23 protein-coding genes and 1 pseudogene are annotated in these 24,788 nt (G+C 37.2%); 17 read left to right on the top strand and 7 right to left on the bottom strand.

Annotation, left to right across the window (positions count from 1 at the left end):
• The first annotated feature begins 168 nt into the window (after positions 1-168).
• The 9 genes from PFY09_RS07650 (at position 169) to PFY09_RS07610 (ending at position 8,396) form a co-directional block, all read left to right on the top strand.
• Entirely contained in the window at positions 169-1,395 is a 1,227-nt protein-coding gene (locus PFY09_RS07650; protein WP_271162023.1) for an HD domain-containing protein, read from the top strand.
• 72 nt (positions 1,396-1,467) lie between these two features.
• Positions 1,468-2,487 (top strand): UDP-3-O-(3-hydroxymyristoyl)glucosamine N-acyltransferase, encoded by a 1,020-nt coding sequence (gene lpxD, locus PFY09_RS07645; protein WP_076395596.1) that lies wholly within the window; start codon positions 1,468-1,470, stop codon positions 2,485-2,487.
• Between the two features lie 4 nt (positions 2,488-2,491).
• Positions 2,492-3,889, top strand: coding sequence for a bifunctional UDP-3-O-[3-hydroxymyristoyl] N-acetylglucosamine deacetylase/3-hydroxyacyl-ACP dehydratase (locus tag PFY09_RS07640; protein WP_271162022.1), 1,398 nt, complete (start codon positions 2,492-2,494; stop codon positions 3,887-3,889).
• Positions 3,890-4,684: an acyl-ACP--UDP-N-acetylglucosamine O-acyltransferase gene (gene lpxA, locus PFY09_RS07635; RefSeq protein ID WP_076395592.1), complete on the top strand. Its 795-nt coding sequence runs from the start codon at positions 3,890-3,892 to the stop codon at positions 4,682-4,684. It begins immediately after the preceding gene.
• Positions 4,685-4,710: 26 nt separating this feature from the next.
• Positions 4,711-5,049, top strand: coding sequence for a hypothetical protein (locus tag PFY09_RS07630; protein ID WP_228408133.1), 339 nt, complete (start codon positions 4,711-4,713; stop codon positions 5,047-5,049).
• An 18-nt stretch (positions 5,050-5,067) separates the two neighbouring features.
• Entirely contained in the window at positions 5,068-5,634 is a 567-nt protein-coding gene (efp, locus tag PFY09_RS07625; protein ID WP_076395590.1) for an elongation factor P, read from the top strand.
• Between the two features lie 217 nt (positions 5,635-5,851).
• Positions 5,852-6,754, top strand: a complete 903-nt coding sequence (locus PFY09_RS07620) for a UDP-3-O-(3-hydroxymyristoyl)glucosamine N-acyltransferase (protein WP_271162021.1) — start codon at positions 5,852-5,854, stop codon at positions 6,752-6,754.
• Between the two features lie 90 nt (positions 6,755-6,844).
• Entirely contained in the window at positions 6,845-7,717 is an 873-nt protein-coding gene (gene sucD / locus PFY09_RS07615) for a succinate--CoA ligase subunit alpha (protein ID WP_047488432.1), read from the top strand.
• 16 nt (positions 7,718-7,733) lie between these two features.
• Positions 7,734-8,396 carry a porin family protein gene (locus tag PFY09_RS07610; RefSeq protein WP_271162020.1) on the top strand — a complete coding sequence of 221 codons (663 nt, stop codon included), beginning with the start codon at positions 7,734-7,736 and terminating at the stop codon, positions 8,394-8,396.
• An 87-nt stretch (positions 8,397-8,483) separates the two neighbouring features.
• Here the strand turns inward: PFY09_RS07610 and PFY09_RS07605 are convergent, their stop codons facing one another.
• The 3 genes from PFY09_RS07605 to PFY09_RS07595 all read right to left on the bottom strand — a co-directional run bounded on the left by PFY09_RS07605 (position 8,484) and on the right by PFY09_RS07595 (position 11,148).
• The gene (locus tag PFY09_RS07605) at positions 8,484-9,791 is read right to left on the bottom strand and encodes an ABC transporter permease (protein ID WP_271162019.1); all 1,308 of its coding nucleotides are present in this window, start codon (positions 9,789-9,791) and stop codon (positions 8,484-8,486) included.
• 2 nt (positions 9,792-9,793) lie between these two features.
• Positions 9,794-10,705 (bottom strand): ABC transporter ATP-binding protein, encoded by a 912-nt coding sequence (locus tag PFY09_RS07600; protein WP_271162018.1) that lies wholly within the window; start codon positions 10,703-10,705, stop codon positions 9,794-9,796.
• A 92-nt stretch (positions 10,706-10,797) separates the two neighbouring features.
• On the bottom strand, positions 10,798-11,148 hold the full coding sequence (locus tag PFY09_RS07595; RefSeq protein ID WP_108408557.1) for a T9SS type A sorting domain-containing protein: 351 nt from the start codon (positions 11,146-11,148) through the stop codon (positions 10,798-10,800).
• 120 nt (positions 11,149-11,268) lie between these two features.
• On the opposite strand from PFY09_RS07595, the gene hemB reads away from it, so the two are divergent.
• Entirely contained in the window at positions 11,269-12,258 is a 990-nt protein-coding gene (hemB, locus tag PFY09_RS07590; protein ID WP_076395578.1) for a porphobilinogen synthase, read from the top strand.
• Positions 12,259-12,441: 183 nt separating this feature from the next.
• Here the strand turns inward: hemB and PFY09_RS07585 are convergent, their stop codons facing one another.
• Complete coding sequence (locus PFY09_RS07585; RefSeq protein ID WP_087709283.1) at positions 12,442-13,170, bottom strand: hypothetical protein; 729 nt, start codon at positions 13,168-13,170, stop codon at positions 12,442-12,444.
• A 177-nt stretch (positions 13,171-13,347) separates the two neighbouring features.
• Between PFY09_RS07585 and lptB the strand changes: the two are divergent.
• From lptB to PFY09_RS07570, 3 genes and pseudogenes are all read left to right on the top strand, one after another.
• A pseudogene (gene lptB, locus PFY09_RS07580) lies at positions 13,348-14,073 on the top strand (LPS export ABC transporter ATP-binding protein); the annotation flags it as partial.
• 501 nt (positions 14,074-14,574) lie between these two features.
• Positions 14,575-16,305: an ABC transporter ATP-binding protein gene (locus PFY09_RS07575; protein WP_271162337.1), complete on the top strand. Its 1,731-nt coding sequence runs from the start codon at positions 14,575-14,577 to the stop codon at positions 16,303-16,305.
• A gap of 85 nt (positions 16,306-16,390) precedes the next feature.
• Positions 16,391-17,347 (top strand): helix-turn-helix transcriptional regulator, encoded by a 957-nt coding sequence (locus PFY09_RS07570; protein ID WP_271162017.1) that lies wholly within the window; start codon positions 16,391-16,393, stop codon positions 17,345-17,347.
• Positions 17,348-17,733: 386 nt separating this feature from the next.
• Here the strand turns inward: PFY09_RS07570 and PFY09_RS07565 are convergent, their stop codons facing one another.
• Positions 17,734-18,234 (bottom strand): DinB family protein, encoded by a 501-nt coding sequence (locus PFY09_RS07565; protein ID WP_271162016.1) that lies wholly within the window; start codon positions 18,232-18,234, stop codon positions 17,734-17,736.
• Between the two features lie 472 nt (positions 18,235-18,706).
• On the opposite strand from PFY09_RS07565, the gene PFY09_RS07560 reads away from it, so the two are divergent.
• The 4 genes from PFY09_RS07560 to PFY09_RS07545 all read left to right on the top strand — a co-directional run bounded on the left by PFY09_RS07560 (position 18,707) and on the right by PFY09_RS07545 (position 22,577).
• Positions 18,707-19,276 (top strand): cob(I)yrinic acid a,c-diamide adenosyltransferase, encoded by a 570-nt coding sequence (locus PFY09_RS07560; RefSeq protein ID WP_116096043.1) that lies wholly within the window; start codon positions 18,707-18,709, stop codon positions 19,274-19,276.
• Positions 19,266-19,895, top strand: a complete 630-nt coding sequence (locus PFY09_RS07555) for a thiamine diphosphokinase (RefSeq protein ID WP_271162015.1) — start codon at positions 19,266-19,268, stop codon at positions 19,893-19,895. Before PFY09_RS07560 ends, PFY09_RS07555 begins: the two co-directional genes overlap by 11 nt.
• 301 nt (positions 19,896-20,196) lie before the next feature.
• Positions 20,197-21,072 (top strand): tyrosine-protein phosphatase, encoded by an 876-nt coding sequence (locus PFY09_RS07550; RefSeq protein ID WP_271162014.1) that lies wholly within the window; start codon positions 20,197-20,199, stop codon positions 21,070-21,072.
• A 110-nt stretch (positions 21,073-21,182) separates the two neighbouring features.
• Positions 21,183-22,577, top strand: a complete 1,395-nt coding sequence (locus PFY09_RS07545) for a type III PLP-dependent enzyme domain-containing protein (RefSeq protein WP_256038329.1) — start codon at positions 21,183-21,185, stop codon at positions 22,575-22,577.
• Positions 22,578-22,708: 131 nt separating this feature from the next.
• Here the strand turns inward: PFY09_RS07545 and PFY09_RS07540 are convergent, their stop codons facing one another.
• Complete coding sequence (locus PFY09_RS07540) at positions 22,709-23,368, bottom strand: HAD family hydrolase (RefSeq protein ID WP_271162013.1); 660 nt, start codon at positions 23,366-23,368, stop codon at positions 22,709-22,711.
• A gap of 58 nt (positions 23,369-23,426) precedes the next feature.
• Positions 23,427-24,788, bottom strand: coding sequence for an alpha/beta hydrolase family protein (locus PFY09_RS07535; RefSeq protein ID WP_271162012.1), 1,362 nt, complete (start codon positions 24,786-24,788; stop codon positions 23,427-23,429).

The following is a 24,788-nucleotide window of genomic DNA, read 5'->3' as shown; positions in this document are numbered from 1 at the left end:
GCGAACGAAAATATGCAGCACAACTGTAAACAAAATCTTTGCGGACTTTGTGTTAAAAACAAATTCAACAAAGAAAGTTACTTTTAAAACAACAAACAGTTTAATGAAAAATTAATTACCTCTAAAATATAAAATTCCTAAATTTGTTTGCAAATACAGACGTTTTCAATGCAGAACAAGCTAAAAATCATCAACGATCCCGTTCACGGATTCATCAAAATTCCCCATGAAATTTTATTCGACATCATAGAGCATTCTTACTTCCAGAGATTAAGAAGGATAGGACAGACGGGACTTTTGAACCTCATTTTTCCGGGCGCTACACATACAAGATTTCATCATGCTTTAGGAGCCATGCATCTCATGTTTACCGCATTGGAAACTTTGAAGCAGAAAGGCGTGAAAATTTCAGAAGAGGAAGAAAAAGGTGCGATGTTGGCGATTTTAATGCATGATATTGGTCATGGACCGTTTTCTCACGCATTGGAAAGTATGCTGATGGACGATTGGCATCACGAAAAATTATCTTTATTACTCATGAATCGCCTGAATGATGAATTTAACGGAGAATTATCCTGCGCCATCGAAATGTTTCAGGGAAAATACCACCGAAAGTTTTTTAACCAGCTTATTTCCTCACAACTGGATGTGGACAGACTCGATTATCTGAAACGGGATAGCTTTTTTACGGGAGTTTCCGAAGGAAGCATCAATACACAGAGAATCATCTCTATGATGAACGTTTGCGATGAAGGCGAATTGGTGATTGATGCAAAAGGAGTCTATTCTATTGAGAATTTCCTTACCGCAAGAATGTTTATGTATTGGCAGGTATACTACCATAAAACGTCTGCTCTGGCAGAATTTCTTCTCGTTAAAATTTTAGAAAGAGCCAAACTTTTGGTGTCGCAGGGAATCGATTTACCGGCAGCGGAAAATCTGAAATATTTTCTTCATCGCGGGAAAAGTACTGCTACAGATGAAGATATTGAAAGATTCACGCAGTTGGACGATAATGATATTATTCAGGCAATGAAAAACTGGCAGCACGCAGACGACATTATTTTGTCTTACTGGTGTAAATGTGTGATCCAGAGAAACCTTCCGAAAACCATAATTTCTTCACATCCTTTTGAGCAAAGTTTTATTGAAGAAAAAATAAAAAATGTGAATGAATTTTTCGGAATTCATAATGGTAAAGAACTCGTCCATGAGATCAAGAGAAAACTGCTTCCGTACGATACTGAAAAACAGCCGATTTATCTGTTGCAGAAAAACGGTAAAAAAATCCGTCTTGACGAATCGGAAGACCAGCTTTTATCGGGCTTGATGGTAAACAAAACCACCCGGTATATTCTTACTTTTCCAAGGAATATTTCACACATTATTTCTTAAAGAATATTAAAATTTACGTTCCGAAAACTAAAAAATGTTTGCGAATTACAGAATTTCTTATCTTTGCAGAATATGGAATTTACAGCTTCGCAAATTGCAAGTTTTATCGACGGAAAAATAATAGGTGACGAGAACGCACTTATTACTGGAGTTTCGCCCATAGAAAGTGGGGAAACAGGACATCTTTCTTTCATCGCGCAGGATAGATTTTCGCATTATTTAGAGACTTCAAAATGTTCCGTTATCATTGTTTCGGAAAAGCTTATCTCAAAAGATTCTTATAATCCTACCGTTATTACAGTAAAGGATGCTTATCTCTCATTCCAGATTCTCATGAATCTTTATCAGGAAATGCAAGGCAGAAGAACAGGAATCGAAAACGGTTCTTCCATCCATGAAACCGCTGTAATCGGCGAGAATGTGTATATCGGAGCTTTTACCTACGTTTCTGAAAAAGCAAAAGTAGGAGAAGGAAGCCAGATCTATCCGCAGGTTTACATCGGAAAAGGTGTAAAAATCGGGAAAAACTGTAAAATCGACAGTGGTGCGAGAATTTATGATTACTGCATCATCGGAGACAATTGTGTTATTCATTCCAACACAGTGATCGGAGGAGACGGTTTCGGATTTCAGCCGACTCCGGATGGATTCAAAAAAATTCCGCAGTTAGGAAATGTGATCATTGAAGATGATGTGGAAATTGGTTCCAACTGCAGTATAGACAGAGCAACCATCGGTTCTACCGTAATCGGAAAAGGAACAAAGATTGATAACCTAATCCAGATTGCACACAACGTAAAAATCGGAAAAAATAACGTAATTGCCGCGCAAGCCGGAATTGCAGGATCTACAACCATCGGAGACTGGAACCAGATCGGAGGTCAGGTGGGCGTTGTAGGACACATCAAAATAGGAAATCAGGTAAAAATACAGGCTCAGAGTGGTGTAAATTCCAGCGTAAACGACAGAGAAACCATTTACGGTTCTCCGGCGATCAGCTACAACGACTATCTTAGAAGTTATGTACATTTCAGAAACTTACCTGAAGTGGTTAAAAGAATAAATAATCTCGAGAATAACTCAAAAGATTAAACTAATGAGTGATATGCAAAAAACACTTCAGCAGGAAGTGACACTTTCCGGAATCGGACTTCATACTGGTAAAGAAGTAAAATTAACCATGAAACCTGCAAAAGAAAATACAGGTTTTGTATTCGTAAGAACAGATTTGGAAGGGCATCCTCAGGTCGAAGCAGACGTTAACTACGTTGTGGCTACAGAAAGAGGAACAACATTAGAAAAACTGGGCGTGAAAATCACAACCTGTGAGCATCTTCTGGCTGCTTTGGTAGGATGTGATATCGACAACGCTATTTTAGAAATGGATGCTTCTGAGCCGCCGATTTTAGACGGTTCTTCAAAATTCTTTGTAGAAGCAATCGAAAGCGTAGGAGTGGTAGACCAAAATATTGCAAGAGAATATCTTGTCGTAAAAGAAGTGCTTACTTACAGCGATCCGGCTACAGGATCTGAGATCACCATTATTCCTTCAGATACCTACGAAGTAACAACGATGGTAGACTTTGGAACCAAAGTTTTGGGAACTCAAAATGCTACGCTTAAAAATATTTCTGAGTTTAAAGAAGAAATTTCATCGGCAAGAACATTCAGCTTCTTACACGAGCTGGAAATGCTTTTGGATCATGGATTGATCAAAGGGGGAGATATTTCCAATGCGATTGTTTATGTAGATAAAGATCTTACACCGGAAACTACAGAAAAATTAAAGAAAGCCTTTGGTAAAGATAATGTATCGATAAGACCAAACGGAATTCTTGATAACCTGAACTTAAACTATCCCAACGAAGCCGCAAGACACAAATTACTCGATGTGATCGGTGATCTGGCTTTGGCAGGAGTGAAAATAAAAGGTAAGGTAATTGCCAACAAACCGGGACATTACGTAAACACACAATTTGCAAAAAAACTGAACCGTCAGTGGAAATTGCAGAAGAAGAAAAATGTTCCTGATTTTGATTTAACAAAAGAACCGGTTTTCGATATCAACGGAATCATGAGACTGATGCCTCACAGACCGCCGTTCTTATTGATTGATAAAATTCTTGAGCTTTCAGATTCTCACGTTGTAGGCCTTAAAAATGTTACAATGAACGAACCTTTCTTCGTTGGACATTTTCCAAAAGAACCCGTAATGCCGGGAGTTTTACAGGTAGAAGCTTTAGCTCAGACAGGGGGAATTCTTGTTTTGGCAAGTGTTCCGGATCCCGAAAATTACTCTACGTATTTTATTAAAATAGATAAAGTAAAATTCAAGAGAAAAGTAATTCCCGGAGATACGCTTATTTTCAAAATTGAATTAATAGAGCCTATCAGAAGAGGAATTGTTCATATGCAGGGCTATGGTTACGTAGGAGATACAGTAGCGGTAGAAGCAGAACTTATGGCCCAAGTTGCAAAAAATAAAGTTGATTAAATGATTCATCAATTAGCAGCCGTAGATAAACGTGCGAAAATCAGCAAAAATGTAATCGTAGAACCCTTTACTACTATTGCAGGGGACGTGGAAATTGGCGAAGGAACATGGATTGGTCCCAACGTTACCATCATGGATGGTGCAAGAATCGGTAAAAATTGCAGAATTTTTCCGGGAACGGTAATTTCTGCGATTCCTCAGGATTTGAAATTTGATGGTGAAGATACGCAGGTAATTATCGGCGATGAAACAACGATCAGAGAATGTGTAACGGTAAACAGAGGGACAAAAGCCTTAGGTTTTACCAAAATAGGGAAAAACTGCCTTATTATGGCAACTTCCCACATTGCTCATGACTGTGTTATCGGAGATCATGTGATCATCGTAAACGGGTGCGGTATTGCAGGCCACGTAGAAATCGGAGATTATACCGTAATGGGTGGTTTATCTGCTGTTCATCAGTTCGGAAAAATCGGAAAACACGTAATGATTTCAGGTGGTACTCTGGTAAGAAAAGATATTCCGCCTTATGTAAAAGTAGCGAGAGAGCCGATGTCTTATGCAGGAATTAATTCCGTAGGTTTAAGAAGGAGAGGATTTACCAACGAAAAAATCTTTGAAATTCAGAAAATTTACAGAGCTATTTTCCAGATGAAGATGAATGTTTCCCAAGCGTTGCTTTACATCGAAAAAGAAATGCTTCCGACGGCTGAAAGAGATGAAATCCTTCAGTTTATCCAGAACTCTCCGAGAGGGATCGTAAAAGGATACGGAACAGGGAAGGAAAGAGAATAATAAAGAAAAATTTAGCACTGTTATCAATGAAAAGTCTGATTTTTGTTTTAATGTTTTTTACCATATCTTTTTTGTCCGGACAACAGACAGAAGGATTAAAAACGGAAAAAACAGCAAAGACTTCTATTTTGGAAAGAAGGCTGCCTTCAAAATCCAATGACAGCATTGCTAAACATAATCTGAATGATATTCTGAAACAGAATAATTCCGGCAGCAGTTCAATTTTTGGAACAGCAAATCCCTATCATTCCGAGATCCAGACCAATGTAAACAGACTGAATAATAATGTGAATTCATTCAACAATAATGTTTTCAACAGACTGCCAACTCAGGGAGAAGGAATACAATTTAACAAAAGAAAATAAAAAAATATATAATAATTAATGGCAACAAGTAACGATATCAGAAAAGGACTTTGCATCGAATACAGCAACGATATTTATAAAGTTATCGAATTCCTTCACGTAAAACCGGGAAAAGGTCCTGCTTTCGTTAGAACAAAATTAAAATCTGTAACCAACGGTAAAGTAATCGACAATACTTTCTCTGCAGGTCACAAAATTGATGAGGTAAAAGTAATCACAAGAAAATACCAGTATCTTTATGATGATGAAAATGGCTTCCACTTCATGAATAACGATGATTTCTCTCAGTTATACCTTAACAAAGAAATGATCGAAAACTCCAACCTGATGAAAGCGGGTGAAGAAGTAACCATCATTTTGAAAGAAGTGGACGAAACTCCGCTTTCGGCAGAATTACCGCAGTCCGTTTATCTGGAAGTTGTGGAAGCAGATCCGGGTGTAAAAGGAAACACGGCAACCAACGCTCTTAAAAACGCAATCGTAGAAACAGGAGCAAGAGTAATGGTTCCTCTGTTCATTGAACCGGGAGACAAGATCAAAGTAAGCACAGAAGACGGTTCTTACCTTGAAAGAGTAAAAGAATAATTATTCACAAATAATATGAGGCTGGAAGTATCACAACTTTCAGCTTTCATTTTTTATGGCAGCTATTTCCGCCCTCCGTTCCCGCTTTTTTGTCTCGTTTTTTCAAACGAAACAAAGAGAGCTCCACTCAGGTCGGGCTGCGATTAAAGTTGGAAAAACAAAGCCGTGTCAGGATTTCAAGACACCGTTGAAAATTTAAAACATCATTTAAAAAAATATGACGTTTCATCAGCCACAAAAACTGAAAACTATTGCCGAACTTATCGGGGCAAAATTTGTAGGTTCAGAAGACTTCGAAGTGTTGGGGACGAACGAAATTCACATGGTAAAAGCCGCTGAAATCGTTTTCGTTAACCATCCGAAATATTACGATAAAGCATTAAATTCTGCTGCGACGATTATTTTGATCGATAAAGAAGTAGAATGTCCGGAAGGAAAAGCACTGTTGGTTTCAGAAGATCCTTTCAGAGATTTCAATAAAATCAATACCCATTTTACAAGAATTTATAACTTCACAGAAGAACTTCATGATGCTGAAATCGGAGAAGGTACAAAAATTCATGCTTCTGCGGTCATCGGAAATAATGTGAAAATAGGAAAAAACACCCTGATTTTTCCTAATGTTGTCATTGGCGACAGAACCGTAATTGGCGACAATGTAGTGATTCAGTCCAATACTGTTTTAGGAGGCGACGCTTTTTATTACAGAAAACTGAACGGAAATTTCGACCGCCTGATTTCGGTAGGAAATGTAGTGATCGAGAACAATGTAGAAATCGGAAACGGTTGTACCATCGACAGAGGGGTTACAGATTCTACCATCATAGGAGAAGGATCTGTTCTGGATAATCAGATCCAGATCGGGCACGACACCGTGATCGGAAAAAAATGTCTTATCGCTTCTCAGGTCGGTATTGCAGGATGCTGTGTAATTGGTGATGAAGTTACTTTATGGGGACAGGTCGGCATTGCTTCAGGAAATAAAATAGAGAGCGGAGCTGTCATATTAGGGAAAACCGGAGTAAACAGAGACCTCGAAAAAGGTACCTATATCGGGATGTTTGCAGAAGATTTCAAAACCTATCTGAAAAAAGAAGTCAAACTGAGAAATCTCAAATAAACAAATTGGTTAGATTTATCTTTAATCAAAGAAATTTAATTAAATTTGTGTGCATTTAAAAAGTAATAAATAAATTAAATAAATAATAAAATGTCAATTTTAGTAAACAAAGATTCTAAAGTAATTGTACAAGGATTTACAGGGAACGAAGGTACTTTCCACGCAAGCCAGATGATCGAATACGGAACCAACGTAGTAGGTGGTGTTACTCCGGGAAAAGGAGGAAGCGAGCACTTAGGGAAGCCTGTATTCAATACGGTAGCAGATGCTGTAGAAAAAGCCGGAGCTAACGTAAGTATCATTTTCGTACCGCCTGCATTTGCTGCTGACGCTATTATGGAAGCTGCTGAAGCAGGAATCAAAGTAATTGTATGTATTACTGAAGGTATTCCTGTAGCAGATATGGTGAAAGTAAAATCTTACATTGCTGACAGAGACTGCAGATTAATCGGTCCGAACTGCCCGGGAATCATTACTTCTGAAGAAGCTAAAATTGGGATTATGCCAGGTTTCGTTTTCAAAAAAGGTAAAGTAGGTATCGTTTCTAAATCTGGTACTCTTACTTACGAAGCTGCAGATCAGGTAGTAAGAGCGGGTTACGGTATTTCTACAGCAATTGGTATCGGTGGAGACCCGATCATCGGAACAACTACAAGAGAAGCTTTGGAATTATTCATCAACGATCCTGAAACTGAAGCGGTGGTAATGATCGGAGAAATCGGTGGAGGTCTTGAAGCTGAAGCAGCAAGATGGTACAAAGCAAGTGGTTCTACAAAGCCGGTTGTAGGTTTCATCGCAGGACAGACTGCTCCTAAAGGAAGAACAATGGGACACGCTGGTGCAATCGTAGGCGGAGCAGAAGATACAGCTCAGGCTAAGATGGAAATCATGAGAGAAAACGGGATCAACGTGGTAGACTCTCCTGCTGATATTGGTGCTACTGTTGCAAAAATTCTAGGATAACATAAAACATAACGATATGAAAAAATTTTTATTAGCCTCTGCATTGGCACTTTCTACGATGTCTTTCGCACAGATCGATTTTAGTAGCACAAGATTTGGTGTCACTGTCGGAGGAAACTATTCCCGAGTGAAGAATGCTCACAATCCGTCCGGACCCAGATATACCGTTCAGGCAGGAGTATTGGCTTTAATACCGATAGGTTCAGAAAACCAGTTCTTCATACAGCCTGAAGTAGTTTACTTTGGAGCAGGAGAAACAGGAAAGGATAAGGATGCTAAAAACTATCCCGGTTATGATGCGGTATATGCTAATAACTATCTGAGTGTACCTATTTCTTTTAAAGGATATTTTTCCGAAGCTGAATCTGAATTTTTCGGATTGATAGGACCTAGATTTAATTTCTTATTAAGTCAGAATGTGAAAAATGCACCTAAGATCTACTACACGAAAGATCAGATTGATCCGAATTATCCTAATGTAAACGGTAAAGCGAGTTCATTTAACTTTGGAGTGGGATTAGGAGTAGGATATAGCTATAAAAGACAGCTGGAACTTACTGCAAGATATGATTTCGGAATTACGAATACATATCCCGGTCTTGATCAGGAGCCGAAAGGAACTGATAAAGGAAAATCTGAGCAGGTTCTTAGTGTAAGCTTAAGCTACATCTTCAAATAAAAATTGATTCTAATCAAAACATAAAAAATCCCGAAACACTCAGTTTCGGGATTTTTTTATGATAGGTAAATCTTTTCGTTTAAGTTATTATCCTTTAATCCATTTCAGGATTTCCTTCAGAGTAGCTTTATTTCCGTACATCAGAATTCCTACACGGTAAATTTTCCCGGCTAAAAATATCATGAAAAGAGTCGTTCCTAAAAGCAAGCCAATAGAAAGCGCAATCTGCCACGCCGGAACTCCGTAAGGAATTCTTGCGATCATTGCCACAGGAGACGTAAACGGAATAATAGAAAGCCAGAAACCTAAAGGGCCATCCGGATTATTCATTAACGTAAAACTTCCATACATTCCAAGCATTAAAGGCAGTACAGCAAACAAGGTGAACTGCTGTGTCTCTGTTTCGTTATCTACAGCAGAACCGATTGCGGCATAAATTGAACTGTAAAAGATATATCCCAAAAGGAAAAATGTTATAAAAACGAAAATAATTAATGGGAAATTCAGTTCCAGTAAACTGTGTGAAATCTGGGTTCCCATCTGTAAAATATCAAATTTTTCAGCAACACCTTCATTTCCGGGAATATTTTTAGGAATAGCAGAAAATCCGGTATTCAGCACCAAAGCTCCGATAACCGACATGGTGATCCAAACGATAAATTGAGTAAGTGCAACCATTGTTACCCCCAGAATTTTACCCATCATCAGTTCAAAAGGTTTTACCGAAGAAATAATAATTTCCACAACACGGTTGTTTTTCTCTTCCAGTACGCTTCTCATCACCCTAACTCCGTAAATAATGATAAACATAAAAGTAACGTACATTAAAAGCATACTCAGAACACTTTTCACGCCGAAAGCAAGATCAGAATCTTCTTTGTTATTTTCCGAGACGTTAATTGTTTTTAAATTGAAACTTTTATCCAGATTATCAAGCTGTAGCTCAGCAATGCCCAGTTTCTTTATTTTTTCTTTTTTGATGACTTCGTTAATGTCCGAAACAATCTTCTGCTTCGTATCGAACCCGATTTTATTGTTGATGATAAGTCTCGTATTCTTTTCCAGTTCATCAAAATTCTGATCTTTCAGTTCAGGCAGAACCAAAATCCCGTCTAAAGATTCATTGTTCTTAAGATTATTGATTTTTGACTTTTCATCTGCCGCAGAAACAAAAACATAGTTCAGTTTATCATTCGATTTCAGTTGATTTTTAAACAGACCGTTTTTGTCAACTACTTCAATAATGCTGTGAGATTCATTTGCCTTAAACATCAAACCGATAACAGCACCAAAACCCAGTAAAAGAATCGGAGCTAAAAGCGTTAATATGATGAAAGATTTTTTCTTAACCTGCGTAAGAAATTCTCTTTTTGTAATTAAAAAAATGTTATTCATAATTAAGAATTATTGCTTACCGCATTAATAAACACCTCGTTCATACTCGGAATTTTTTCATCGAATGACCTTACTTTTCCTACTTTTATCAGATCCAGAAGAATATGATTCTGGTCGGCTTCATTTTTCAGATCAAAAGAAAGTAAATTGTTTTCATTACTAATATTGAAAATTTCATATTTATTTCTGAAAGCCTCCAGTTGAGAATCATTGACATCAGAAACCGTGATCCCAAAAATATTTTTCTTGAATTTCTCGCGTACATCGAAAACCCTTCCGTCGATAATTTTTTTTGAGTTATTAATCAGAGCCACATAATCGCACATTTCCTCAACACTTTCCATTCGGTGAGTAGAAAGGATAATGGTGGTGCCGTTGTTTTTAAGATCAATGATCTGGTCTTTAATTAAATTGGCATTCACAGGATCAAAACCCGAAAAAGGTTCATCAAGAATCAATAAATGTGGACGGTGAAGAACGGTAACCACAAACTGTATTTTCTGTGCCATTCCTTTTGACAGTTCAGACAGCTTTTTCTTCCACCATTGGTCGATGTGAAGTTTATCAAACCACTTTTTGGCTTCCTGTAAAGCATCATTCTTTTTCATGCCTTTCAGCTCTCCGAAGTAGAGAAGCTGATCTCCAACCGTCATGTTTTTATACAGCCCGCGTTCTTCAGGCATATAACCGATATCTTTAATATGATCCGGATTAAGCTTTTGTCCGTTGATCTGTATTTCTCCGGAATCCGCCTGTGTAATTTGATTAATGATCCGGATAAAAGAAGTTTTTCCGGCTCCGTTCGGACCTAAAAGCCCATAAACACTTCCTTTCGGAACATGGATGCTGAAATCATCCAAAGCTACCTTTTTACCTGCGTTATAGGTCTTTCTAATATGTTCAGCTTTTAGCATTAATTTGTTTTTATAATTAGGATAAAAATGTTCCGAAAGTTACGGAATAATTAAGCTAAAAGAAAAAATCCTGATGATTATCAGGATTTAAATTATTGTTTCATAATCTGCGTGACTTTCATTGTGTTGTCACTCAGAATATATCGGATTAAATATTTACCCGGCTTTAATTTTTCAATATTAATCTCTCCGGAATTCATGTTAACCGAGTAACTTGCGATCTGAGTACCTAAAATAGAGTAGAAAATCACACTTCGGATTTTCAGGTTAGGATCTTTAGCCTTTACGATAAGGAAATCCTTTGCCGGATTAGGATAAGCAACAAGCACTCCGTCATCAGACTTCTGAGAGAAGGAAGCCGGCTCTTTAATCTGCGCTTTCATATTGTTGGAAAATCCAACAAATGCGCCTAAAAAGATAAACAAAAGTAAAAGTTTTCTCATCAAATTATAATTTCTAAGGGATATTTTAACAAAAATAATTAATTCTGCAATTCTACGCAATAGTTTTTTATATAAGTTGTAGTAAATTTGCATTAAATTTCATTCAAAAAGTATTCCAAAATGATACATTCAAGAAATAGAAGGCTGAGAGTAAACGAATCTGTAAGAAGTCTGGTAAGAGAATGTTCTCTTACAACCAACGATTTTGTAATGCCGATCTTCGTAATGGAGGGCGAAAATAAAGAAGAACCGATCCCGTCGATGCCGGGAATTTTCAGAAGGAGTATTGATCTGACGGTGAAAGAATGTAAGGAATTATTTTCTTTAGGTGTAAAAGCGGTTAACCTTTACATGAAGGTTTCAGAAGACCTGAAAGACAATACCGGAAAAGAAGCATGGAATAAAAACGGACTGATGCAGAACACGATCAGAGCGATAAAAGATGCGCTTCCCGAAATGGTGGTAATGCCCGATGTTGCTTTAGATCCGTATTCTATTTACGGTCACGACGGAATTATCGAAAACGGAAAAATTGTAAATGATGCTACAAACGATGCTTTGGCAAGAATGTCGGTGTCACACGCAGAAGCCGGAGCAGACATTGTGGCACCAAGTGATATGATGGATGGCAGAGTTCAGGTCATTCGCGAAGCTTTGGAAGACAGCGGATTTACCGATGTGGGTATTTTAAGCTATGCTGCAAAATATGCAAGTTCGTTCTACGGACCTTTCAGAAGTGCATTAGACAGCGCACCGAAAGATAATATGGAAATTCCTAAGGATAAAAAAACATATCAGATGGATTTTCACAATTCCAGAGAAGCGTTAAACGAAGTTTTTAAGGATATTGAAGAAGGAGCCGACATTATCATGATTAAACCGGGACTTCCGTATCTGGATATTGTTTCTAAAGTACGTGAAGCGATTGATCTTCCGATTGCGGTTTACAACGTGAGTGGAGAATATGCAATGGTAAAAGCGGCTGCACAAAACGGATGGCTGGATAATGACAAAACTATTATTGAAAGCTTAACCTGCTTCAAAAGAGCCGGAGCTGATATGATTTTCACCTATTTCGCGAAAGAAGCTGCGATGATTTTGAACAGATAATTTTTTCACATTATATTTTAAATAAAAAACATTTCGATCCGAAATGTTTTTATCAATAGAAACGGGCTTTAGCCCGTTTTTTATTGATGAACTCTAAATTAGGCTTTAGCCAAAACTTATTTTGAAACCAAAGAAAATGATTGATGATTGTAAGCTTTGGCTAAAAACCCATTCCTAAAAGCATCAGGAAATATTAAAATCTTTCCCTTTTGTAAATTTCGCAGCAAAAGGAGCTTGGTTTCCTGTATATTTCAGAACGAAATTCTTTTTTGTATCTGTATCAACATTGGCTTTCACTTCAACATCCTGAGTCTGGAAACTCACATCAAGATTCACGCCTGCGTCTTTTTCAAGATTAATTTCCACACTTTCTGCATAAAATAAAGAAGTACTCAGATAATTAAATTTGATGTTCTTCCTGTATGATCTGGATTCGTTTTGGGTAAATTCAGAATATTTTCTGAGGATTTCTATTCCCGGAGAATCAATATTGGTGATTCTGGATTTTGTAACGCCGTTTACTTTTACAGAAAAATCTTTGGCACTTTTAATGTCGCCTTTAATTCCGATATTGAAAAGAGAGGGGAGAGCAAGCCCGAATTCAATCATGCTGTCTTTCGTAAATTCAAAATCAGGAATCAGAGCCGGAAATTTCTGAACATTCATCAGTTGATTTTTAACCGTACTTAACTGATCACTGCCAAATAAATAGCCTATGAGATTATTATTAGTGGTTCTCCAGTTTCTTCCGTTCCATTCGTAGATTTCGCAAAGCAAAGTATCTGTGGAAGAATGCGGAAGCAGATCCATATCCTGCCATTTGAAAACTTCTTTGGCATAAGGTCTTCGGTTGATGATGTTTACGCCAAGATCTAAAGCTAAAAGCTCGGTAAGCTGTTGGTTATTTTCCATAGTAATAATAAGTGTTGATGAAAGCTTAAAATTATGGAAATAAAATAAAGTTTTTTAAAAATTTTGAGTTAAATATTATTCGAAGGATCTTTAAACTGCGTATTAAAATTTCATAAAACTTTCAAGTCCATTTTTTTATCTAAAATTTGAATTCAAAAAAACTTTATCTTTGCCCTTATGATTTTACGCGGAGAAAACTTAATCAAAGAATACGGTCCTAAAAAAGTGGTAAAAGGCGTTTCTGTACAGGTTCAGCAGGGAGAAATTGTGGGTTTGCTTGGTCCGAACGGAGCAGGAAAAACCACTTCGTTTTATATGATTGTCGGTTTGGTTAAGCCTACTTCCGGAAAAATTTTCCTCGACAAACAGGAAATCACAACCGATGCCATGTATCGCAGAGCTCAGAAAGGTATTGGTTATTTGGCTCAGGAAGCGTCTGTTTTCCGTAAACTTTCCGTGGAAGACAATATCATGGGCGTTTTACAGTTGACCAAGCTTTCAAAACGCGAACAGCAGATGAAATGTGATGAGCTGATTGAAGAATTTTCCTTACAGCACGTCCGTAAAAACCGTGGAGATCTTTTGTCCGGTGGGGAAAGACGTAGAACAGAGATCGCAAGATGTCTTGCCACCGATCCGAGTTTTATTCTTCTGGATGAACCTTTCGCGGGAGTAGACCCGATTGCGGTAGAAGATATCCAGAAAATCGTAAGAAGTCTGACCGATAAAAACATCGGAATCCTCATTACCGACCACAACGTACAGCAGACTCTGGCAATTACCAACAAAACATACATCATGTTTGAAGGAAGAATACTGAAAGAAGGACTTCCGGAAGAACTGGCAAACGATCCGCAGGTAAGAGAAGCTTATTTAGGAGAAAACTTCGTTTACCAGAGTATTTTTGATAAGCCGAACAAGAAAAGTTATGCTTACAATATCTGGGCTGGAAATTTCGATTCTAAAACCCAGTTTCAGAATTTTGTGGATGAAAATTTTGCTCAGTTTGATGATCTCAGATTAATGCATGGCTTTGAAGACATCAGTTTTGCCTCATTGGGAAATTCCGAAATTCAGCATATTTTTAATGAGGTGGTCGATAAAAATGCCAATAATTCGTTTGTGTTTCAGAAGAAAGAAATCAATTCCAATTATTCTCTGGAACAGGCAGAAGCAGATTCAAAAGCAGCGGGAAAACCTGAACTGCATTATCTCACGACTTACGTATTCGAAAATTAAATTAAGGCAAATATTTGCTGAAAAATAGAATAAAACGTACCTTTTTCTCTGTAAAACGGTACGTTTTTTATTTAAAATCATTGTATGGCAAAACCATTCAACAGAACTGTCACCTTATTCGGAATCTATAAACAGCTTGTTCCCTTCATCAGACCGTATCGGTTAATGATCTACGGAACCCTGTTTCTTACCTTTTTAGGAGCTTTGGCGGCGCAGGTCAATCCATTGGTTTTAAAATACACAGTGGATGAGGTAACCAAACTTACGCATCTTCCGCATCCGATGTCGGAAGGAATTCATATTCTCGTTATCATCTCCGTTATATTATTGGGAAAAGAACTGCTGAACATCTTCATCAATTTCGGACAGAAATTCTATGGCGAAAAGATCAGGATTAATGTAAGTTCTATTCTCGCACAATCTGCCATCGATAAAATTTTAACGTACAGAGTTGCCTATTTTAATGATGAAAACCACGAATCCGGAAAATTACAGATCAGAATAGACAGAGGAATTGAAAGTCTAACACGACTGGTGCAGAACTTTTTTATCGATATGCTGCCTTTGTTTTCCAATGCAATTATCGCTTTAATCATCATGTATCTGCAAAATGTCTACGTCGGAATTGTTTCCACCATCATTGTTCCCATCTATTTTTATGTAAGCTCATTACAGGCGAAGAAGTTAAGCGGAGTACGAAGAACTTTGAGAAACCAGCGTGAACAGAAAACTTCAGGACTTTTAAATCTAATCAATTCCATTATGGTGATTAAAAGTTTTGTCCGTGAAAAATTTGAAGGAAAAAAACAGTACGACTTGCAGATGCAGTTGATGGAAAGTCAGATGTTTACAAGAAAAACAAATTTTATTTATGATGGTTTAAAAACGTTTATCGAACAGTTCGGAGTGGTTTTGATAATCCTTCTGACGGTTTACCTAGTTCTGGATCAGCAGATGACCATCGGAGCGATTATGCTTCACATCATGCTTTTCAATAATGTTTCGGCTCCCATTCGACAACTGCACAGAATTTATGATGACATGAATGACGCGATGATCTATGCAGAAGGGTATTTTGATATTTTAAATGCAGACGACGAAAAAGAACCGAACGGTAATTTTGTAGAAAAAGAAATCAAAGGAAATTTTGAATTAAAAAACATCAATTTTACGTATCCGAACGGAACTAAAGCGCTTCACGATGTTTCCATGAAATTTGAAAACGGAAAAACAACAGCTTTGGTCGGATTAAGCGGAGCCGGAAAATCAACAGTCATTAATCTTTTATGTAAATTTTACCTTCCCGATTCCGGAGAAATTCTTTTGGATGGGGTAGATCTCAATCATTTCGACAATACTTTTCTGAGAAATGATCTGGGATTGGTACTTCAGAAAAACCACATTTTTCAGGGAAGTATCGAAGACAACATCCGATACGGAAATATGAATGCGACATTCGAAGAAATTGAAGAAGCGGCTAAAAAAGCCTATCTCCATGAACAAATTTTAGATTTACCCGAAAAATATAACCATGATGCTACGCAACTTTCGGGAGGACAACAGCAGAGAATTGCCATCGCCAGATTATTCTTAAAAAATCCTCCGATTATTTTCCTTGATGAACCAACGGCGAGCCTTGATGCCATTGCAACAGAACAGATCAAAAATTCTCTGGATGCGATAAAAGAAGGCAGAACCGTGATTATCATTTCCCATTCTTTATCGCAGATTTTAGATTCAGATAAAATTTATGTGATGAAAAAAGGCAGGGTTGTGGAAAGCGGCACTCACGATGAACTGGTACAGATCGACGGAACCTACAGAGAAATTTTTGATGCCTCTGCGAGAAGTTTGAATCTGGATAAATTGGTTAATACTTATAATGATAAAAGATAAAAGATAAAAGATAACTTTGCTAAAACACTAAAACACTAAAACACTAAAACACTAAAACACTAAAACACTCCGACCTTCATACCCAATGAACGACCATTACCTCAAAAAACTCGACCGCGTCACGGCAATTCTCACTCAATTACAGTCGAAACCGCTTGTAAGAGCGCAGGATCTTGCTGCAAAATTTGATGTGAGTGTAAGAACCATTTACCGCGATGTAAAAACACTGGAAAATGCCGGAATTCCGATCATCGGTGAAGCAGGAAGCGGTTATTCTCTGATGGATGGCTACAAATTGCCACCTGTCATGTTTACCAAAGAAGAAGTTCTGAGCTTTATCACCGCCGAGAAACTGATGCAGAAATTTTCGCATCAGAGTTTGGGAAATCATTATCAGACCGCGATGGAAAAAGTGCGTTCCGTTTTAAAATTTTCCGACAGAAATCTAATCCAGAATATTGAAAATCAGATTGATATTTTTCAGTATCATGCCGAAACCGAAGATACCATTAAAGACGTTCTTCCTACGATTCTGGAAAGTATAGCCGAAAAACGGCAGTTAATCATGGAATATAAAACCGTTGATGAGGAAATTTCTACAAGAACCATTGAAGCAGTCGGCGTTTTCTTTGAATTCAATTATTGGTACATCATGGCTTACTGTACCTTGAGAAACGACTTCCGGCAATTTCGTATTGACCGGATTTTAAAGATTTCGAAAACCCATAATCCGTTTTTAGGAGAATACGGGCAAATTAATGATTACAGAAAAAGCAGCAACGGCAATAAAACACGCGTAAGACTTTTGGTGGAGAAAAAAATCATGACTTTTCTGGTCAATTCCAAAAAATATTATGGTTTAACCCAAGAAATTGAGGCAGAAAACGGAATGGTAGAACTCACCTTCGAAACAGAATCCATTAAAGACGGATTTCCGCGCTGGCTGATTACTTTTGCAGACTTTGCAACGATTTTAGAACCCGAAACCCTCAAAGTACAACTCAATAATTTGTTGTCAAAGATTGCAGACAAACATCAATAAAAACCCCAACAATTGCTGTTGAGGTTTCTGAATAATTCAATATAAAATGATAATGTTTAAACTTTTATTTTTTACCGCAAAAGAAGCAAAAGATTAACACTTTAGTTATTTTAAGTTTAATGATTAATATAAAAAGAACACAGAAGTTAACAAAAATCAAAGATTCCTTTTGCAAACCTTTTGAAATATCTTAATAAATTCTATAAAGTCTTTTGCTTCTTTTGCGGTTAAATTTAAAATTAGCTTAAACAAACTTCATGTTTAAAGAAGAGCGGATCTGCAGATCATAAAAGTTTGTTAAAATTTAATCTATGAGACGCATCTCCGCTCTTTTTCCTTACTGCGGTTTCGTGAGAGAATCAATGATTTCAGCTTGAACAAAGGCATTAACGAACCGAAAATCTCTCCCAAAAAAAAGGCGGTTCAATTCCCAAAGCCCTTAAATAAACATACCCTTGTCCACGGTGATGGATTTCATTATCAACGAAATACAGAATATTCTGATACACAGGAAATTCATACTGTCCGAATAAATTAAAAGTCTCCTGAAAACGCTCCTCCGAAATCTGCGCAAAATAATGATTGATCGTTTCCGTTTCTTCGTCCCACTTTTTCAGAAGCTCCTCCTTCGTTTTCGGCACAAAACCTTCCTCATTGTAAGCTTCCATATTCTTGTCGACAATTCCCTTCAAAGCAGGTCCGCCAATGCTGATTAACTCAATCGCTAACTTTGCGAACGGTCTCATTCCCGCAATCGAAAATTCAAATAAATCCTTTTCAGGAAACGCCTCGATCACTCTTCGCGTTAAATTTCTGTGACCCTGCCAATGTTCTAATAATTGTTCCGAAGTCATAAACTGTTTTGTGATGGTTGCTGTAGTTGTCATAGTTTTAATGTTGTTTGTTATTGTTGATACAAAGATAAACCGGGGTAATGACAACAGTTTGTCAGTAGGATTTTCAGGATAAAATTTTTTTTCTTTTTAAAATAATTTTTAATGTTTCTCCGTTAGATAATCATACTTAAAGCAATGTTAGGTAGATAAATAATTTGAGGGTGACCGGTTTTTAATCGGTCATTTTTTATTAAAAAACATATTAGAACAGTTAGCATTAGCGATGTCATCCTGAGCGCGAAGCAGTCGAAGGATCTTTAATTTTTTTAGAAGCTGTTTCCAGCTTTCCGCACTCGCTATTTACTAAGTTTCGGCTGCGGCGGCAAAGCCGCCGCAGCCGAAACTTAGTAAATGAGCTCAGACAAATGCTGCAATCTGGGCTAGGTCGCAGCCGGAATCACAAATGTAAAGTTCCTTAAACTCAAAATTTGTAAACCTAATTTTAAAAAACTAATTTAGTCCTATGAAAATTTATACGAAAACAGGAGATAAAGGTCAGACCGCTTTGTACGGCGGAACAAGAGTTTCAAAAGCAAGTGCGAGAGTCGACAGTTACGGAAATATAGACGAGCTGAATTCCTTCATCGGAATCGCCAAAAGCCATATTGAAGATGAAGAAGTGTTAAGACAACTGAAAAAAATCCAGTTCGATTTATTTACTGTAGGTTCCGAAGCGGCAACTCCGGTGGATAAACTCATGTTGGCAAACGGAAAATCGCGACTTCCTTTAATCATTTCAGATGCCGAAATCGAAGAACTCGAAAACTGGATGGATGCTTTTGACGAAAAATGCGAACCGCTTCAGTATTTTATCCTTCCAGGAGGCGGAAAAGCAGCAACATTTTTACATGCAGCACGTACCATCTGCAGAAGAGCAGAACGTTCTTTGGTTTTCTTAAACGAGTCGGAAGAAGTGCGTCCGGAACTCATTAAATATCTCAACAGACTTTCCGACTATCTTTTTGTTTTGGCAAGATACATTTCAAAAATCAACAACGAACCGGAAGAATACTGGAACCCGAATGAAAGATAAAGTACTGCTTTTCATCAACGGAGATCCTCCCAAATCTTTTCCCGACACTGAAGAATACAGTCTCATTGCCTGTACAGACGGTGCTTTTCATTATCTTAAGAACCTGAATTTCCCTTTAGATAAGCTGGATTTTATTTCCGGTGATTTCGACTCGCATTCCGGCTCGGATGAAAATATGTACGAAGACAAATTCATTTACACGCCCGATCAGGATAAAACGGATTTTCAGAAAGCTTTGGAAATTATTGCAGAAAAAGATCTTAAAAAAGTAGATGTTTTCGGTGGAAGTGGAGGAGAGCAGGATCATTTTCTCGGAAATCTTACCGTGGCTTTTGGATTTAAAGATCTACTCGATATCAAATTCTATGATGAATTTTCAGAATATTATTTTATTCCGAAACAATTTGCTGTAACAGGAGTGAAAGACAAAATGATTTCTTTGTATCCGTTTCCGGCAGTTGAAAATATTACGACCAAAGGATTAAACTGGGCTTTGACAAACGGAAATTTAGATATTACTTCCAGAATCGGAACGAGAAATTTTGCTGTAGAGGATGAAGTTTCCATTCAATATGAAAAAGGAGATTTGCTTTTGTTTGTTGGGAAAAACTATTTGTAGTTTAAACACTAATTGCACGAATTATTTTCACAAATTGCACAAATTTATTTTTGTAATTAAGAATAAATAATGAACTAATAGAATCAATAGGAAAGGACTTTGCTCAGTTTTCTAATTGCCAGTATTTTCACAAATTGCACGAGCTTGGTTTTAATAAAAATAAATAATAAAGTTATCCGCATCAATAGGAACGGGCTTTAGCCCGTTTTCAAATAAAAAAACATCAACTGGCTTTAGCCAAAACATAAAAAATCAAACACGAAAATCGGTGTAGATTCGTGAAATATGTGAGAAAATAAAAATGAAAAACCTCATCAAAATATCATTCCTTACTATCACATTACTCTGTGTTTTATCCTGCAAAACACAACAATTTTCCACACCCGAATTTGGAAAAAGAGAAGCAGGAAAAGATATTCAGATTAAAAAAGTCAACAATTTCAGAACGGTTGGAAACATCAGAAATATTGAAGGAAGAACCCTGAAAGAAGGAAAACTGTACAGAAGCGGAAATTTATATAAACTGAAAAATACTTCTTTTAAACAAATTGAAAATTTAGGCATCAGAGAAATTATCGATCTTCGGAATTCAAAGGAAATTGCACAAAAGCCCGATCATCTTCCGGAAGGAATTGTTTACAAAAATTATTCAGCGTTTGAAGACAAAGGCGATCAGTTGGATCAGGCAAAGAAATTGGTCTTAAAAGGAAAAGTCAACGGTGCAGATGCAGACAAAAGAATGCTTAACTTTTATAAAGACTACGTCACGGAAAACCCAGAAATTATAAGAAAAATTATCACAGAAATTTTAGAATCGGATCAGCCGGTTTTATATCACTGCACCGCAGGGAAAGACAGAACCGGAATTACAACCGCTCTCATTCTTACGATTTTAAAATTCGATAAAGAAACCATTTACAACGATTATCTTTTATCCAATAATTACAGGAAAAAATTAATTGATAAAAGACTTCATCTCGCCGATAACCTGCATTTTCTCTACCCGAAAATGGACATTACAGTTCTCGAGAAATTAAGCTGGATAGAAACCGCTTATCTGGATGCCGCTTTTAATGAAATTAACAATAAATACGGTTCTACAGACCGATATATTCAAGAGGTTTTAAAAATTTCTGAAAATAAAAGGCAGGAATATATTCTTAAGTTTACATATTGATAATTTAGCTTTATTTTCTTCAATAAAATCCATTAAAATTTATAATAATTTTAACGCTAAAAAACCAAACTTTTTTAGCAATTTTGCATTCTTAATTCACTTGTTTAGAAATGAAAATAAAGTACTCGGAACTTATTGATCAGACGTTGTATTTCCCTACCGAGGAATTCAATGTTTCTGAGAACAATTTGTTGTTTCACGACATTCCTTTAATGGATGTTGTTGAAAAATTTGGCACTCCGCTAAAGATTAGCTACCTGCCGAGAATTTCTCAAAATATCCAGAAGGCCAAAAGCTGGTTCAGGGAAGCCTTTGAGAAAACCGATTATAAAAAGAATTATAGATATTGCTACTGTACAAAATCCAGTCATTTTAAATTCGTACTGGAAGAAGCTTTGAAGAACGACATTTCCATAGAAACTTCTTCAGCCTATGACATGGATATCGTAAAATCTCTTTACAAAGAAGGAAAAGTAACGAAAGATATAGAAGTAATCTGCAACGGCTTCAAAACAGACGATTATCTGGCGAAAATTTCGGAGATGATTAACAGTGGTTTTGAAAATATTACGCCGATTCTGGATAATTACCGCGAATTGGATAAACTTACAGAAAGCATTGATACCACTTTCGATATCGGGATCAGAATCGCTTCTGAGGAAGAGCCGAAGTTCGAATTTTATACCTCAAGATTAGGAATCGGATATAAAGATATCATTCCTTACTACAGCCAGAAAATTGCAGAGCATCCGAATGCAAGACTGAAAATGCTTCATTTCTTCATCAATACCGGAATCAAAGACACAGCCTATTACTGGAACGAATTGTATAAATGTCTTCGTGTGTACGCGCGTCTGAAGAAAATTGCTCCCGAAGTCAACTCTCTGAATATCGGAGGAGGTTTCCCGATCAAAACATCTTTGCAGTTCGATTACGATTATCAGTACATGGTGGAAGAAATCGTTTCTCAGATCAAGAAATTCTGTGAAGAGGAAGGAGTGGAAGAACCCAATATTTACACCGAGTTCGGAAGTTTTACCGTTGGTGAAAGCGGCGCCAATATTTATAAAATCATTTCCCAGAAACGCCAGAACGACAGAGAAAAGTGGAATATGATCGATTCTTCTTTCATGACGACGCTTCCCGATACATGGGCGATTTCCAGACACTTTATCATGCTTCCGCTGAACAGATGGGAAGATACGTATGAAAGAGTTTTCTTGGGTGGATTAACTTGTGATTCGGATGATTATTATAATTCTGAACAGCATACCAACGCGATTTACCTGCCTGTTTTCAGTGATACGAAACCTCTGTACATCGGATTTTTCCATACAGGAGCGTATCAGGAAACCATTGGAGGATATGGGGGAGTTCATCACTGCTTAATGCCACAGCCGAGACACGTTTTGATTCAGAAAGACGAAAACGGTGAGTTGCAGTATGAAATTTTCCGTGAAAAACAGGAGCCGGAAGATGTACTGAAACTTTTGGGTTACAAATAAATATTTAAACACAAACAGCACAAATTTTTGCACTAAAAACACAAGTAATAATTGTGAAGTTTGTGAAAACTATTCGTGCAATTAGTGCTTAATAAAAACAAAAGCTCTCAGATGTTGAGAGCTTTTTCTGTTTAAAAATATTTTGAAATCTTATCCAGTTCCAGTTCGGCATAATCCGAAACCACAATATTTGCCAAGGTATAATCCTGATTTTTAGAATGCGGACTTCTGTACGCGGCACAGAAAATATTTGCCCGATGTGAGGCTAAAATCCCGTTCGTGGAATCTTCAATCACCATACAGTTTTCTACAGGTTCATTGGCCATTTCTGCGGCAAGAAGAAAAACTTCAGGATGAGGTTTGGATTCCTTCAGGTCGGCTCCGCTTATTTTTCCGCCAAAATAGCGTTCAAGTTCAAATTTTTCAAAAACCATGTTGATGGTTGCCATCGTTGCGGAAGAAGCGAGAATCAATTTGATCCCGTTGTCGTAATAATGCTGGATCAGTTCTCTTACGCCTGAAATCAGGTCAAATTCTTCATCATTATAAAAGTATTCCTTAAAATAATCTCTCTTGGTTTTTGCAATGTCTTCGTACGTCTGTTTTAGATTAAATTCCTGAATTAAAGTATCACAGACTCTTTTGGTAGAAGCTCCGGTAAAGGAAGCGTATAACTCTTCCGAAACGTCGATTCCAAGATCATTAAAAGTTTTAAAATAGGCTTTTCTGTGCAGAGGTTCCGTATCCACAATCACGCCATCCATATCGAACAGCACAGCTTTTAAAGGCATATCTGAATTTTTTTACTAAAATAATAAACGTTTCAGAATTGAAGCAAATATTTTTCGATTACTTTTTAAATTTCGCGATCCAGTCTGCCATTTCGGCCAAAACTTTCGGGGAAATTGTCTGTTCAATTTCCGAATATTCTGAAAATGCTCCGGTTGTAGCTTCCTGAAACAAATGATTCAATCCGGGAATTTCCTCCGTTCTGAAATTTTTGTTTCCTGCTTTCGTCAGCGATTTTTTAATGGCTTCCAGATTTTCTTTCGCCGGAACCTGAAAATCTAGACTTCCGTTCAATGCCAGAACAGGAATTTTTAATTTTGAAAGATATTCATCCGGATTAAACTTCACGAAATACGTAAACCAGCTTTTAGAAATCTGCTGCTCCATATTTCCGATGGCTTCCTCATTCATCTGATCTTTAAAATTTTTAATTAAAAACTCATGAAGATCCTTTTCATAACGGTTTCCGGAATAATTTTTAATAAAACCGTAAATGCCGGAATTTATTTTTTTATTGGCTTCAAGCTGTGCTTCACTTTGCCCCATTGATTTTCCGGCAAGATAATTCTGCTGTACCAGAAGCTGGTCTATGGAAGTTCCCGGAGCCGCCATCAGAACCGTAAACTTTACGTTTTTATTGCCCGCTGCAACCATCGGAGCGATCATTCCACCCTCAGAATGTCCCAGTAAACCGATGTTTTCATAACCTTTAGACATTAAATAATCCACTGCCGAATTTATATCTGTCGAAAAATTATAGGTAGTATCATTTCCTGAACCTTGGGAAGAACCTCCGATTCCTCTGTCGTCAATTCTTAATGTGGCAATGCCCTGTTTTGCAAAATAATCTGCAATAACGGCGAAAGGTTTATGTTCAAAAATTTCTTCATCACGGTTTTGACTTCCGGAACCGGTGATCAGAATGACAACAGGCTGGTTTTTATCAAAATTTTTAGGCTGTGAAATCGTTCCGGCTAACGTATTTTTGTCTTTCGGATTCTGAAAGCTGATGTCTTCCGTATCATAATTGAAAGGCGGTTTTGGTGTTTGAGGACGGTTGATGACGAAGTTTTCAGTATTGGGTACAAAAGTAAGAGGGACACTGAAATTTCCCTGTCTGAAAGTTCCTTCAATCTTTCCGTTGCTGAATTTTCCTTTATAACTTGCAACAAGTGCCTGTTGTTCAAAACTCAGTTCACCGTCTGTGAAATCTGTTTTGTCGACCGGAATATCTTTTGCTCCCTGTTTAGGGCTGTCTACGGTGGAAGAGTAGCTGTTTCCGTCTTTTTTGATATTCAGGATAAAAGGCAATTTCATTCCCTGAACATCAATATCTCCTTTCCACGATCCGACAATATTCTGTGCGTTAATTAGTTGGATGAAAAATAAAGAGAATACGGCAAATAATGTTGTTAATTTCAT

The sequence above is a fragment of the Chryseobacterium gambrini genome (assembly GCF_027920505.1).
In the GTDB taxonomy this organism is placed as follows: Bacteria; Bacteroidota; Bacteroidia; order Flavobacteriales; family Weeksellaceae; genus Chryseobacterium; species Chryseobacterium gambrini.
The sequence above is the reverse complement of the archived record's forward strand: the minus strand, read 5'-3'. Positions and strand labels throughout refer to the sequence as shown.